13 protein-coding genes are annotated in these 13,372 nt (G+C 57.9%); 12 read left to right on the forward strand and 1 reads right to left on the reverse strand.

Features of this window, described 5'->3' with window-relative positions; translation table 11 throughout:
* Positions 1 to 113: 113 nt before the first annotated feature.
* The 12 genes from mdh to lpdA all read left to right on the forward strand — a co-directional run bounded on the left by mdh (position 114) and on the right by lpdA (position 12,268).
* On the forward strand, positions 114 to 1,076 hold the full coding sequence (mdh, locus tag AC2FJ6_RS09495) for a malate dehydrogenase (protein ID WP_170772546.1): 963 nt from the start codon (positions 114 to 116) through the stop codon (positions 1,074 to 1,076).
* 315 nt (positions 1,077 to 1,391) lie between these two features.
* Positions 1,392 to 2,585, forward strand: a complete 1,194-nt coding sequence (gene sucC / locus AC2FJ6_RS09500; protein ID WP_170784904.1) for an ADP-forming succinate--CoA ligase subunit beta — start codon at positions 1,392 to 1,394, stop codon at positions 2,583 to 2,585.
* A 5-nt stretch (positions 2,586 to 2,590) separates the two neighbouring features.
* Positions 2,591 to 3,001, forward strand: a complete 411-nt coding sequence (locus AC2FJ6_RS09505; protein WP_496668891.1) for a hypothetical protein — start codon at positions 2,591 to 2,593, stop codon at positions 2,999 to 3,001.
* Between the two features lie 13 nt (positions 3,002 to 3,014).
* Positions 3,015 to 3,896 (forward strand): succinate--CoA ligase subunit alpha, encoded by an 882-nt coding sequence (sucD, locus tag AC2FJ6_RS09510; RefSeq protein WP_170353524.1) that lies wholly within the window; start codon positions 3,015 to 3,017, stop codon positions 3,894 to 3,896.
* Positions 3,897 to 4,017: 121 nt separating this feature from the next.
* Positions 4,018 to 4,548, forward strand: coding sequence for a DUF805 domain-containing protein (locus AC2FJ6_RS09515; RefSeq protein ID WP_170772549.1), 531 nt, complete (start codon positions 4,018 to 4,020; stop codon positions 4,546 to 4,548).
* Entirely contained in the window at positions 4,545 to 5,087 is a 543-nt protein-coding gene (locus AC2FJ6_RS09520; RefSeq protein ID WP_170772551.1) for a DUF805 domain-containing protein, read from the forward strand. Before AC2FJ6_RS09515 ends, AC2FJ6_RS09520 begins: the two co-directional genes overlap by 4 nt.
* Positions 5,084 to 8,041, forward strand: coding sequence for a 2-oxoglutarate dehydrogenase E1 component (locus AC2FJ6_RS09525; protein WP_170772553.1), 2,958 nt, complete (start codon positions 5,084 to 5,086; stop codon positions 8,039 to 8,041). The genes AC2FJ6_RS09520 and AC2FJ6_RS09525 overlap by 4 nt, the downstream gene beginning before the upstream one ends.
* A 2-nt stretch (positions 8,042 to 8,043) precedes the next feature.
* A complete protein-coding gene (gene odhB / locus AC2FJ6_RS09530) occupies positions 8,044 to 9,552 on the forward strand; it encodes a 2-oxoglutarate dehydrogenase complex dihydrolipoyllysine-residue succinyltransferase (RefSeq protein ID WP_170772555.1) in 1,509 nt (502 codons plus the stop codon).
* A gap of 2 nt (positions 9,553 to 9,554) precedes the next feature.
* On the forward strand, positions 9,555 to 9,824 hold the full coding sequence (locus AC2FJ6_RS09535) for a hypothetical protein (protein WP_170772557.1): 270 nt from the start codon (positions 9,555 to 9,557) through the stop codon (positions 9,822 to 9,824).
* Positions 9,825 to 9,952: 128 nt separating this feature from the next.
* Complete coding sequence (locus AC2FJ6_RS09540; RefSeq protein ID WP_170772559.1) at positions 9,953 to 10,345, forward strand: MAPEG family protein; 393 nt, start codon at positions 9,953 to 9,955, stop codon at positions 10,343 to 10,345.
* A gap of 65 nt (positions 10,346 to 10,410) precedes the next feature.
* A complete protein-coding gene (locus AC2FJ6_RS09545) occupies positions 10,411 to 10,800 on the forward strand; it encodes an MAPEG family protein (protein WP_170772561.1) in 390 nt (129 codons plus the stop codon).
* A 79-nt stretch (positions 10,801 to 10,879) separates the two neighbouring features.
* Entirely contained in the window at positions 10,880 to 12,268 is a 1,389-nt protein-coding gene (lpdA, locus tag AC2FJ6_RS09550; RefSeq protein ID WP_170772563.1) for a dihydrolipoyl dehydrogenase, read from the forward strand.
* A 56-nt stretch (positions 12,269 to 12,324) separates the two neighbouring features.
* On the opposite strand, the gene AC2FJ6_RS09555 is transcribed toward lpdA, so the two are convergent.
* Positions 12,325 to 13,368, reverse strand: coding sequence for a sterol desaturase family protein (locus AC2FJ6_RS09555; RefSeq protein ID WP_496668892.1), 1,044 nt, complete (start codon positions 13,366 to 13,368; stop codon positions 12,325 to 12,327).
* Positions 13,369 to 13,372 lie beyond the last annotated feature (4 nt).

The following is a 13,372-nucleotide window of genomic DNA, read 5'->3' on the forward strand; positions in this document are numbered from 1 at the left end:
CAAAGCGACCCAGCAACGGTATGCGGTTGTATGCCACGTCGTGAAACCCTTGCGTATTGCCGCTTTAGCGACTAGCACAACCGCGATTTCAAAATCCATCGGAGATATTCCACATGGCCAGACCCAAGATCGCGCTGATCGGCGCAGGTCAGATCGGCGGCACGCTCGCCCACCTCGCTGCAATGAAAGAACTGGGTGACGTCGTCCTGTTCGACATCGCCGAAGGCACCCCCGAAGGCAAGGCGCTGGACATCGCAGAATCCGGCCCCTCCGAAGGGTTTGACGCCAAGCTTAAGGGCACCCAGTCCTACGAAGACATCGCAGGCGCGGACGTCTGCATCGTGACGGCTGGTGTCCCACGCAAACCGGGTATGAGCCGGGACGACCTGCTGGGCATCAACCTGAAGGTCATGAAATCCGTGGGTGAAGGCATCGCCGCCAACGCGCCCGATGCGTTCGTCATCTGCATCACCAACCCGCTGGACGCAATGGTCTGGGCGCTGCGCGAATTCTCGGGCCTGCCCCACAACAAAGTCTGCGGTATGGCAGGCGTTCTGGACTCGGGCCGTTTTGCTCACTTCCTGTCGGAAGAGTTCAACGTCTCCATGCGCGATGTGACCGCATTTGTGCTGGGCGGCCACGGCGACACGATGGTGCCGTCGGTGCGCTATTCAACCGTCGCCGGTATTCCTTTGCCGGATCTGGTCGAGATGGGCTGGACCACGCAGGAGAAATTGGACGCCATCGTTCAGCGTACCCGTGACGGAGGCGCCGAAATCGTTGGCCTGCTGAAAACTGGTTCGGCCTTCTACGCTCCGGCCACCTCGGCTATCGAAATGGCCGAAGCTTATCTGAAAGACCAGAAGCGCGTTCTGCCTTGCGCCGCCTTTTGCAATGGCGAGCTGGGTGTTGACGGCATGTATGTGGGCGTTCCCACCGTGATCGGTGCCGGCGGCATTGAACGGATCGTCAACATCAAGCTCAACGAAGAAGAGCAAGCTGGCTTTGACAACTCGGTCAACGCCGTGAAAGGCCTGATCGAAGCATGTAAGGGCATCGACAACTCTCTGGCGTAAGCTGCGGACCCAATCCAAATTGAAACCGGTCCAATTCTGGGCCGGTTTTCTTTTGGTCGCGTGTCGTCGCATATCGGTCGCACATGTTGGCGCAAACAGAGTAAATACCGGTTTCTGAATGCGTTACCTATCGCGAAGATGGCGTGCTCGAATCACTTTCCACATCAGTTTATTTTTGTGATCACACCTGAAAATACTGTGATCACAAATAGTGAAAATCTTCGTGAAATACCGCTTTGCTATCAAAAAAGCCTTTAAACTTGTCCCCTACACACCCCTATAAAAGGTCAATCGTAGTCAGACGGGACAATTTCGATGAACATTCACGAATACCAAGCCAAGGCGCTTCTTCGCAGCTATGGCGCCCCGGTCTCCGACGGTCGCGCGGTTCTGCGCGCCGAGGAAGCCAAAACCGCAGCCGGTGAACTGGATGGCCCCCTTTGGGTCGTAAAGGCACAAATCCACGCGGGCGGCCGCGGCAAGGGCAGCTTCAAAGAGGCTGATGCCGGTGAAAAGGGCGGTGTCCGTCTGACCAAATCGGTCGAAGAAGCCGCCGAAGAGGCCAAAAAAATGTTGGGCCGCACGCTGGTCACGCATCAGACCGGCCCTGCGGGCAAACAGGTCAACCGCATCTATATCGAGGCCGGTTCCGGCATCGAGACCGAGATGTATCTTGCCCTACTGGTGGATCGCCAAACCAGCCGTATTTCCTTCGTCTGCTCGACCGAAGGCGGCATGGATATCGAAGAAGTGGCTGCAGCCACGCCCGAGAAAATCCTGTCCTTCTCGGTTGATCCGGCCACCGGCTATCAACCTTATCACGGCCGCCGCATCGCATTTTCGCTGGGTCTGCAAGGCGCACAGGTCAAACAATGCGTCAAACTGATGAGCCAGCTTTACACCGCCTTCGTCGAGAAGGACATGGAGATGCTGGAGATCAACCCACTGATCGTCTCGGACAAGGGTGATCTGAAAGTGTTGGACGCCAAGGTTGGTTTCGACGGCAACGCGGTCTACCGCCACCCCGATATCGCTGAACTGCGCGACGAGACCGAAGAAGACCCCAAGGAACTTGAAGCCTCGAAATACGACCTGAACTACATCGCGCTGGATGGTGAGATCGGGTGCATGGTGAACGGAGCCGGTCTGGCGATGGCGACGATGGACATCATCAAACTGTACGGGGCCGAGCCCGCCAACTTCCTCGACGTGGGTGGCGGTGCCACTAAAGAGAAAGTGACCGAGGCGTTCAAGATCATCACCTCGGACCCAAACGTCAAAGGCATTCTGGTCAACATCTTCGGCGGAATCATGCGCTGTGATGTGATCGCCGAGGGCGTTGTGGCGGCCGTGAAAGAGGTCGGCCTGCAGGTTCCGCTGGTCGTGCGTCTGGAAGGCACGAATGTTGAGAAAGGCAAAGAGATCATCAACACCTCTGGCCTGGACGTGATCGCGGCGGACAACCTGAAAGACGGTGCCGAGAAGATCGTGAAAGCGGTTAAGGGGTAACTTGCGTGCCGTTTGTGATCAAATCGCACCCTAAACAAATTTCGTCGACGCGCACGCCGTCTGTCGAGTTTGTCGAGTGGTCATACGAGAATGCCCAACCTGCTTTGGGTGATGATGCGATTTGGTTTACAGCGGAAACCAGCGGCGGCTTCGGTCTCTACGCTCTTGGTAGAATTACCAGCGACGCAGCGGATGCTGGCAAGAACAACAAAGGTAACTCTTTAGTTTCTTTCGCCGCTGAGTTCTATGAATTCGAGCCGAGATACCCCCTAGGAAAAGCCGACTTTAGAAAGTTAGAGCGGATTGGCGTCGGCTCGCCAATCCAAAACCTAAACCGATGCTTGTGCATGAATTCACACGTAAAGGTTGCTGAAATAGACGACGAGACTTTTCGGTTTCTCGTTTCTCGCTTTTAAGGAGACTCCCAAAATGGCAGTCCTCATCGACGAAAATACCAAAGTGATCTGTCAGGGCTTTACCGGCTCGCAGGGCACATTCCACTCTGAACAGGCCATTGCTTATGGCACAAAAATGGTCGGCGGCGTGACCCCCGGCAAAGGCGGGATGACTCATCTTGACCTGCCCGTGTTCAACTCGGTCCACGAGGCCAAGCATGTGACCGAGGCGAACGCCTCGGTGATCTATGTTCCGCCGCCGTTCGCCGCAGATTCGATCCTCGAAGCGATTGATGCCGAGATGGAAGTGATCGTCTGCATCACCGAAGGCATCCCGGTTCTGGACATGATGAAGGTGAAACGCGCGCTGGAAGGCTCGAAATCGCGCCTGATCGGCCCGAACTGCCCCGGTGTCATCACGCCCGACGCCTGCAAAATCGGCATCATGCCCGGCCACATCCACAAGCGTGGCTCGGTCGGCGTTGTGTCGCGCTCGGGCACCCTGACTTATGAGGCCGTCAAACAGACCACCGATGTGGGTTTGGGCCAGTCCACCTGTGTGGGCATCGGCGGCGACCCGATCAAAGGGACCGAGCATATCGACGTGCTGGAATGGTTCCTGGCGGATGACGAGACCCACTCGATCATCATGATCGGTGAGATCGGTGGCTCAGCCGAAGAAGAAGCCGCACAGTTCCTGGCGGATGAGGCCAAGAAGGGCCGCAAAAAGCCGGTCGCTGGCTTCATTGCAGGCCGCACAGCCCCTCCGGGCCGCCGCATGGGCCACGCAGGCGCGATCGTCGCCGGCGGCAAAGGTGGTGCCGAGGACAAGATCGAAGCCATGCGTTCGGCCGGTATCGTTGTGGCCGAAAGCCCCGCGACGCTGGGTGAGGCCGTGCTGGAAGCGATTGGCTGATGACAAACCGACTCTCCACAGGCGCTGAGGGCAGCGCCCGACCCTGGGTGGGTGCTGCAAGCGCCCTCCCGGGGGGAGGGTCGGGCGCTACCCGGCGTTGCCGCCGGGCGGGTGGGTGCTGATGGGACCAAAATGCGCTATATCGTTGGGTTTTCGAAAGGTCTTTGATTTTTCGGGACGCGCCTCTCGATCCGAATTCTGGTGGATGTTTCTCGCGAGTTTGGTCGTCACTCTGATCTTCCAGATTTTCTCAGCAAGCCTCATAGTCGCGTCACTGGGGTCAAGCGCTTTGGCATCCGGTCCGATAACGGCGGAAAACCTTCCGCTTGGCTTGATGGTCTCAGCTTCCGTTTTTCTCTTTTGTTTTCTAATGCTCCCGACGGTATCCCGAAGGTTCAAAGACCATGGCTGGCGAGGTGGCTGGTTCTACATTGCTGCATGGATAAACGGCGTTTCAGGTGCTGCCCTCACGATTTGCGCGATGCTTTTCCTGGCTGGGCGTGCAGAAACTGCCGTGCAAATCCTTGTTCCCGCCATGCTATTGGGCTTCATCCCCTACGGAAGCGTATTGTGGTGTTTCTGGATTGGGTTTGTAAAACCTGAGAACAGCTCGAATCGATATGGTTTGAACCCTGTTGGAGCAATCCCATGACCTTCTCTGACGCCATCCGCACCTGTTTCTCCAAGTTCTTCACCTTCTCGGGTCGTGCCTCGCGGCCTGAATACTGGTTCTTTTTCCTGTTCATCGTGATCTGGAGCCTCATCGCAGGTTTCATTGACCTTCAGTTTTTCACGCAAGTCGCCACGACCGAGACCGAAACCACGAAATCCGTCGCTGCCACTTCGAGTCAACCGGTGCAGAGCATTGTCAGCCTAATCGTCTTCTTCCCGCATCTCGCGGTCGCATGGCGGCGGATGCATGATACCGGCCGCAGCGGGCTTTATGCTCTGTTTCCGCTGCTCCTGATGGCCGGGGCCGTTGCGGTGCTAGTGTTTGGCATTGGAATGGCGTCCAGCTTCCAGCATGGCGGCAATCTGGATATCTTGTTCACCCGCGCGACTTTACTGATTGTTATACCCACACTTCTAGTCCTGATGATCTCGCCCCTCCTGGTGCTGTGGTGGCTGACCCGCCCCAGCCAGCCAGGCACCAACCAATACGGTCCCAACCCATATGAGGTAACCCAATGACCGAGCACTCGCCCAACTCCGCCTTTCATGCCTCAAGCTTCATGCAGGGGCACAATGCCGAATATCTGGAACAGCTATACGCTCAATACACGCGGGACCCGAATGCAGTAGATGCGGCCTGGGCCGAGTTCTTTCGCGCCATGGGCGATGCCTCACCGGATGTGCAGCGCGAGGCCGAGGGCCCGTCCTGGGCGCGCGCTGACTGGCCACCTATGCCTGCGGATGACCTGACGGGCGCGCTTACCGGTGAGTGGGCCGAGATCGACGCCAAGGCGGCGGGCAAAAAGATCAAGGACAAAGCAGCGGACAAGGGCGTTGCGGTCAGCGAAGATCAGATCAAGCGCGCGGTTCTGGACAGCCTGCGCGCACTGATGCTGATCCGGGCCTATCGTATCCGGGGTCATCTGGCCGCCAATCTGGACCCGTTGGGGATGCGTGCTGCGACCAACCACCCCGAATTGGACCCCAAGACCTATGGCTTTACCGAGGCCGACATGGACCGGCCGATCTTTATCGACAACGTGCTGGGCCTGCAGATGGCCTCGATGCGGCAGATCGTCGATATCGTGAAGCGGACCTATTGCGGCACCTTCGCGCTGCAATACATGCATATTTCCGATCCCGAACAGGCCGCGTGGCTGAAAGAGCGGATCGAAGGCTATGGCAAGGAAATCGCGTTCACCAAGGAAGGCCGCAAGGCGATCCTGAACAAGATGGTCGAGGCCGAGGGTTTCGAGAAATTCCTGCACGTCAAATACATGGGCACCAAGCGGTTCGGTCTGGACGGCGGTGAGGCTCTGATCCCCGCGATGGAACAGATCATCAAGCGCGGCGGCGCGCTGGGTGTGCGTGACATTGTTATCGGGATGCCGCACCGAGGCCGTCTTAACATTCTGGCCAACGTGATGCGCAAACCCTATCGCGCGATCTTCAACGAGTTCCAGGGCGGCAGCTTCAAGCCCGAGGATGTGGATGGTTCGGGCGACGTGAAATACCACCTGGGTGCGTCCAGCGACCGGGAATTTGACGGCAACAATGTTCACCTGTCGCTGACCGCCAACCCCAGCCACCTTGAGGCCGTGAACCCGGTAGTTCTGGGCAAGGTCCGCGCCAAGCAGGACCAGCTGAAGGATGACGAGCGTACGGCGGTGATGGGCATTCTGCTGCACGGCGACGCGGCCTTTGCAGGTCAGGGCGTTGTGGCCGAAGGGTTCGGTCTGTCCGGCCTGCGGGGGCATAAGACCGGTGGCACCATGCATATCGTGGTGAACAACCAGATCGGTTTCACCACGGCGCCTCATTTCAGCCGCTCCAGCCCCTATCCCACCGATATCGCGCTGATGGTTGAAGCGCCGATTTTCCACGTGAACGGTGACGATCCCGAGGCGGTGGTTCACGCCGCAAAAGTGGCGACCGAATTCCGCCAGAAGTTCCACAAGGACGTGGTTATCGACATCTTCTGCTATCGCCGGTTTGGTCACAACGAGGGCGATGAGCCCATGTTCACCAACCCGATCATGTACAAGAAGATCAAGACGCATAAGACCACGCTGTCGCTCTATACGGAACGCTTGGTCAAGGATGGCCTGATCCCCGAAGGCGAAATCGAGGATATGAAAGCCGCTTTCCAGGCCCACCTGAATGACGAGTTCGAGGCCGGGAAAGATTACAAACCCAACAAGGCCGACTGGCTGGACGGGCGCTGGTCACATCTGGACAAAAACAAGGAAGAGTATGTCCGGGGCGACACGGCGATCTCGCCGGAAACCATGGCCGAGGTCGGCAACGCTCTGACCCATGTGCCCGAAGATATCGCGCTGCACAAAACCGTCGGCCGACTTTTGGACCACAAGAAAAAGATGTTCGAAAGCGGCAAGGGGTTCGACTGGGCAACTGGCGAAGCGCTGGCGTTTGGCTCGCTTCTAACCGAGGGCTATCCGGTCCGCTTGTCCGGTCAGGATGCAACGCGAGGGACGTTCAGCCAACGCCACTCGGGCTTTGTGCATCAGGAGACCGAGGCACGATACTATCCGCTCAACAACATCCGGGCCGGACAGTCGCACTATGAAGTGATCGACTCGATGCTGTCAGAATATGCGGTGCTGGGTTTTGAGTACGGCTATTCGCTGGCCGAACCCAATGCCCTGACCTTGTGGGAGGCGCAGTTCGGCGACTTTGCCAACGGCGCGCAGATCATGTTTGACCAGTTCATCAGCTCGGGTGAAAGCAAATGGCTGCGTATGTCCGGTTTGGTCTGTCTGTTGCCGCACGGGTTTGAAGGTCAGGGGCCTGAACACTCGTCCGCGCGTCTGGAACGCTTCCTGCAGATGTGCGGGCAAGACAACTGGATCGTGGCGAACTGCACGACGCCGGCGAACTATTTCCACATCCTGCGCCGTCAGCTGCACAGGACTTTCCGAAAACCGCTGATCATGGTGACGCCAAAATCACTGCTGCGTCACAAATTGGCCGTCAGCACCGCGGATCAATTCACCACCGGATCCAGCTTCCACCGGGTGCTGTGGGATGACGCGCAGCATGGCAACTCGGACACCAAGCTGGTCGCAGATGACAAGGTCAAGCGGGTCGTTCTGTGTTCAGGCAAGGTCTACTATGACTTGCTCGAAGAACGCGACGCGCGCGGGATCGACGACGTCTACCTGATGCGGATCGAGCAATATTATCCGTTCCCGGCGCATTCGCTGATCAATGAGCTTGAGCGCTTCAAAGGGGCCGAGATCGTCTGGTGTCAGGAAGAGCCCAAGAACCAGGGTGCCTGGTCCTTTATCGAACCCAACATCGAATGGGTTTTGACCCGGATTAAAGCAAAACATACACGGCCCCGCTATGTCGGCCGCGCTACTTCGGCCTCGCCCGCGACGGGTCTGGCCAGCCAACACAAAGCCCAACAAGAAGCGCTGGTGAACGAAGCGCTGAGCATTGAAGGAAAATAATGATGTCCATTGAAGTTCGTGTTCCCACGCTGGGCGAGTCGGTCACCGAGGCCACAGTTGCAACCTGGTTCAAGAAACCGGGTGACGCAGTGGCCGTGGATGAAATGCTGTGCGAGTTGGAGACTGACAAAGTCACAGTCGAAGTTCCTGCCCCCGCAGCGGGCGTGATGGGTGAGATCGTCGCGGCCGAGGGTGAAACCGTTGGCGTTGATGCCTTGTTGGCCACTATCACCGCAGGCGAAGGCGCAGCCGCTGCTCCGGCACCGGCGGCGGCGGCCCCGCCAGCTGAGGCTCCGGCCGCATCGGGTGGCAGCGTTGACGTAATGGTCCCCACTCTGGGCGAATCCGTGACCGAGGCGACCGTGTCCACATGGTTCAAACAGGTCGGCGACGCCGTCGCGCAGGATGAAATGCTGTGTGAGCTGGAAACCGACAAGGTTTCGGTCGAAGTTCCGGCCCCCGCCGCAGGTGTTCTTGCGGAAATCACCGCGCCGGAGGGCACGACCGTTGACGCATCGGCGAAACTGGCCGTGATCTCGGGCGCAGGTGCTGTTGCGGTTCCGGCGGCTGCTCCGGCAGCGGCGGCCCCTGCAGCTGCGGCCACGGGCAAGGACGTGTCCAACGCACCTTCGGCTGAGAAAGCGATGGCACAAGCCGGTCTGTCGGCTGATCAGGTCACCGGCACCGGCCGCGACGGCCGCATCATGAAAGAGGACGTGGCCCGCGCCGTGGCAACGGCTGCCGCACCCGCGCCTGCTGCCTCTCCGGCACCTGCCCCTGCGCCGCGCGCGCCTGTGGCCGCCGATGACGCCGCGCGCGAGGAACGGGTCAAGATGACTCGCCTGCGCCAGACCATCGCCAAGCGTCTGAAAGACAGCCAGAACACCGCCGCCATGCTGACCACCTATAACGAGGTGGACATGACTGAAGTGATGGCACTGCGCAGCCAGTATAAGGACCAGTTCGAGAAGAAGCACGGCGTGCGTCTGGGCTTTATGTCCTTCTTCACCAAGGCCTGCTGCCACGCGCTGAAAGAAGTGCCCGAGGTGAACGCCGAGATCGACGGCACCGACATTGTCTACAAGAACTTCGTTCATATTGGCGTGGCCGCCGGCACGCCGACCGGTCTGGTGGTTCCGGTCATCCGCGATGCTGACAGCATGTCTTTTGCTGCGATCGAGAAAGCCATTGCCGAAAAAGGTAAGCGCGCCCGTGACGGCAAGCTGTCCATGGCTGAGATGCAGGGCGGCACCTTCACCATCTCGAACGGCGGTGTTTACGGCTCGCTGATGTCCTCGCCGATCCTCAACCCCCCGCAGTCGGGTATTCTGGGCATGCACAAGATTCAGGACCGCCCGATGGCGATCAATGGTCAGGTGGTGATCCGCCCGATGATGTATCTGGCGCTGTCCTATGACCACCGGATCGTTGACGGCAAAGGTGCGGTGACCTTCCTGGTTCGCGTCAAAGAGGCGTTGGAAGATCCGCGCCGCCTGCTGATGGATCTGTAATCATGGCAACCCATGTTCTCTGGCAGGCCGATGTGGCCGATTTCGATGCCTGGCTGACCGTGTTCCGCGAAGATCAGCCTATGCGCAAGGCGGCAGGTATCCACGACCTGCACGTCTGGCGCGATCCCGATCAGCGCGATCACGCCATCGCCATGTTTGAGGTGCGCGATCTGGAGAAGGCCCGTGCTTTTCTGGATTCGCAGGAGCTGGCGATGCACCACGAACGCGGCGGCGTTGCCCATATTCAAGTGAAACTGCTGAATCCAGTCTGAACTGAAACAAACCGTGTGCGGGGTCATCTCGCACACGGGCACGCAAATACCCGTGAACCCAGCCTGCCTTCGCGCCCGGTGAATGGTAGTCGCAAGACCGGACTGAGATTGACAAAAGGATACCTATCATGTCTTCCGAGCTTTCGATTCTTGCCCTCTATGGCCTAGTGGTCATTATTGTGGTTTTGCTGAATATCCTGACTGCAATGTCTCAGGTCGGGTTGATGACGCTGGGCGGCGCACGCGATGACATGCCGCCGCTGACCGGCGTCGCAGGTCGGGTGGAGCGCGCTTTGGCCAATTCAGTCGTCGCTATGGCCCTGTTTGCACCTGCCATTCTGATCCTGTCCGCCAAGGACGCTTTTACCGGCGGTACGTTGTTTGCCGCGCAGATATTCCTGATCGCGCGGATCGTTTTTGTTCCGATCTACGCGTTTGCCATTCCCGTACCGTTCCTGCGCACAACCGTCTGGCTGGCCGGTTTTTTTGCAACCGCCTATCTATACCTCCAGGCGCTTTGAGGCGTTTTCGGCCGCGGCTTTGACGACGCGGCCACTCTCAGGCCCTGCTAAAATCGGATACCCAAATGACCCCCGAAATCACAGTTTTGACCCTGGCCGCCTTGCTTTGGGCCGTTCAGTTCATTGCCTATCTGGCCGTCAGCCACGGCAAAATGGATGTGAACAAGGCGATCGGGCCCCGCGACACGGAAATTGACCGGCCCGGAGCCTCGGGGCGGATGCATCGTGCGCTCAGCAACCTGACCGAAGGGCTGACCCTGTTTGCCATCGCCGCCCTCGTGATTACCGTGACAGGACAATCGACCTCATTCACCGCCGCTGCTGCCTGGATTTTTCTGATTGCACGCGTCATCTATGTCCCCGCTTATGCGCTGGGTTGGACACCATGGCGTACAATCGTCTGGCTTGTCAGCTTTTTCGCAACTGTCGCAATGCTGCTTGCGGCGCTGTTTTAATCTTGCATCTCACGCTGGTATAAGAAGCCTACGGACCCGGGCGCATGCCCTCCCCCGAGAACAACAAAGGACCATTTGAATGGCAAACTATGACGTCATCGTAATCGGAGCCGGCCCCGGCGGCTATGTCTGCGCCATCCGTTGCGCCCAGCTGGGCCTGAAAACCGCCGTTGTCGAAGGGCGTGAAACGCTGGGCGGCACTTGCCTGAATGTGGGCTGCATCCCGTCCAAGGCGCTGCTGCATGCCAGCCATCAGCTGCACGAGGCAGAACATAACTTTGCCAAGATGGGCCTCAAGGGTAAAAGCCCCTCGGTCGACTGGAAACAGATGCAGGCCTACAAGGACGAGGTGATCGACGGCAACACCAAGGGCATCGAGTTCCTGTTCAAGAAGAACAAAATCGACTGGCTGAAAGGCTGGGGCTCGATCCCAGCTGCCGGCCAGGTGAAGGTGGGTGACGAGGTTCACACCGCCAAAAACATCATCATCGCATCAGGGTCCGAGCCGTCCTCGCTGCCCGGTGTCGAGGTGGACGAAAAGGTCGTCGTGACATCGACCGGCGCGCTGTCGCTGGGCAAGATTCCAAAAAAGATGGTTGTAATCGGCGCGGGCGTGATCGGGCTGGAACTGGGCTCGGTCTACAGCCGTTTAGGGGCCGAGGTGACAGTGATCGAATTCCTCAAGGAGATCACGCCGGGCATGGACCCCGAGGTTCAGAAAACCTTCCAGCGTATCCTCAAGAAACAGGGCCTGAATTTTGTCATGGGGGCTGCGGTTCAAAAGACCGAAGCCACCAAGACCAAGGCCAAAGTCACCTATAAGCTGTTGAAAGATGACAGCGAGCATATGATCGAGGCCGACACCGTGCTGGTCGCCACCGGGCGCAAACCCTTCTCGGACGGGCTGGGGTTGGACGCGTTGGGGGTTGAGATGACACCGCGCGGTCAGATCAAGGTCGGCAGTGACTGGCAAACCAACGTGCCTGGCGTCTACGCCATCGGTGACGTGACCGAAGGCCCGATGCTGGCCCATAAGGCCGAGGATGAAGGCATGGCCGCAGCCGAGCAGGTCGCAGGCAAGCACGGCCATGTGAACTATGGTGTCATTCCGGGCGTGATTTATACTTGGCCCGAAGTCGCGAATGTGGGCGAAACCGAAGCCACGCTGAAGGAAGCAGGGCGTGCCTACAAAGTTGGCAAGTTTATGTTCATGGGCAACGGCCGCGCCAAGGCAAACTTTGCCGCCGACGGGTTTGTAAAAATCCTCGCCGACAAGGACACTGACCGCATTCTGGGTGCGCACATCATTGGCCCCGCAGCTGGTGACCTGATCCACGAGGTCTGCGTTGCAATGGAATTCGGTGCCTCGGCCGAAGATCTGGCCCTGACCTGCCACGCGCACCCGACCTATTCCGAAGCAGTGCGCGAAGCGGCTCTGGCCTGCGGCGACGGGCCAATCCACAGCTGATACGGAAAAGCGGCGCGATGCTCCGGGTACATCGCGCCGCACCTTAACTTGGCGAATTACTCGGCAGGTTCACTGCTGTGAGGTTGCTGCGCATTAGGTTTGGCGCGAAGTTTGCGCCGCATAAGGGTCCATGCGTCCTTGAAGGGCACGAAATACAGTCTCATACAAGTATTCAGTTCCTGGCCTTTGTCTTTCTCGGTCACACCAAATTTCACATCTCGATTGTCGTCCGGCATGACATATGTGCCAAACAACACGTCCCAGACCGGAAACATGAAGGCAAAGTTCTTGTCCAGATGATCCGGGTGACAACTGTGATGCACATGATGATGAGCCGGAGATGGGAAGACCTTGGACCAAACACCAGGCCAACGCAGCCAAATATGGGAATGCCGCAGATTGTAGCCCACGGCATTGAACAAGAACATCAACAGCGGCACACCTAGAATAACGGGAATATTTGGATGATATCCCAGTATGCGAAAGGTAAAACCCGTTACCGCGCCGCTGCCTAGGCCAATCGCCAGGTGATAGAACAGGTTGTCAACGGGATGTTCGCGGAAGTTCGAGATCGGATGCATGACCTCAGCACTGTGATGAACTTTATGAAACTGCCACAACAGTGGAATTTTGTGCTGTAGATAGTGGCAGTAAAAGCCAATGAAATCCAACACCAGAAAGAGCACAAACATATAGACTATGGTGATAGTGGCCCCCACCCAACCTGTGAGGTGTTTGCCATCCTCAACGGTGGAAGGATCAAACCCACCACTGGCCCAATAATAGGATACCGCCGCAGAGCCGGCCAGAAGACCTAGCAATAGGAAATGCCCAATCAGCATGTGGAAGAAGAAATATCTTACGTCCAGCCACGCTGACGGATGTCGCCAGACTTTCTTTGGAAACAGAAACCCGAAGAACGTCGTTTCTCCGTCAACCTCTGAAGACACACGCCTTTTCCGGGCATAGATCCAGAACGCGATGAGGAAAGAAGTTGCCAGATACAGGACATAAACTCGGTTATCTGGGTTAAGCGGATACAAGAACACGCTTTTTGCGTGGATTAGGAACTCTTGCCAATATGTTTGCAACTGCTGCATCTAA

The organism is Ruegeria sp. CDSA089, assembly GCF_059612205.1.

Excerpts from the sequence above, each read along its gene's own strand:
- mdh (WP_170772546.1), top strand. The coding sequence starts at position 114 with ATGGCCAGACCCAAGATCGCGCTGATCGGCGCAGGTCAGATCGGCGGC.
- sucC (WP_170784904.1), top strand. The coding sequence starts at position 1,392 with ATGAACATTCACGAATACCAAGCCAAGGCGCTTCTTCGCAGCTATGGC.
- sucD (WP_170353524.1), top strand. The coding sequence starts at position 3,015 with ATGGCAGTCCTCATCGACGAAAATACCAAAGTGATCTGTCAGGGCTTT.
- AC2FJ6_RS09515 (WP_170772549.1), top strand. The coding sequence starts at position 4,018 with ATGGGACCAAAATGCGCTATATCGTTGGGTTTTCGAAAGGTCTTTGAT.
- AC2FJ6_RS09520 (WP_170772551.1), top strand. The coding sequence starts at position 4,545 with ATGACCTTCTCTGACGCCATCCGCACCTGTTTCTCCAAGTTCTTCACC.
- AC2FJ6_RS09525 (WP_170772553.1), top strand. The coding sequence starts at position 5,084 with ATGACCGAGCACTCGCCCAACTCCGCCTTTCATGCCTCAAGCTTCATG.
- odhB (WP_170772555.1), top strand. The coding sequence starts at position 8,044 with ATGTCCATTGAAGTTCGTGTTCCCACGCTGGGCGAGTCGGTCACCGAG.
- AC2FJ6_RS09535 (WP_170772557.1), top strand. The coding sequence starts at position 9,555 with ATGGCAACCCATGTTCTCTGGCAGGCCGATGTGGCCGATTTCGATGCC.
- AC2FJ6_RS09540 (WP_170772559.1), top strand. The coding sequence starts at position 9,953 with ATGTCTTCCGAGCTTTCGATTCTTGCCCTCTATGGCCTAGTGGTCATT.
- AC2FJ6_RS09545 (WP_170772561.1), top strand. The coding sequence starts at position 10,411 with ATGACCCCCGAAATCACAGTTTTGACCCTGGCCGCCTTGCTTTGGGCC.
- lpdA (WP_170772563.1), top strand. The coding sequence starts at position 10,880 with ATGGCAAACTATGACGTCATCGTAATCGGAGCCGGCCCCGGCGGCTAT.
- AC2FJ6_RS09555 (WP_496668892.1), bottom strand. The coding sequence starts at position 13,368 with ATGCAGCAGTTGCAAACATATTGGCAAGAGTTCCTAATCCACGCAAAA.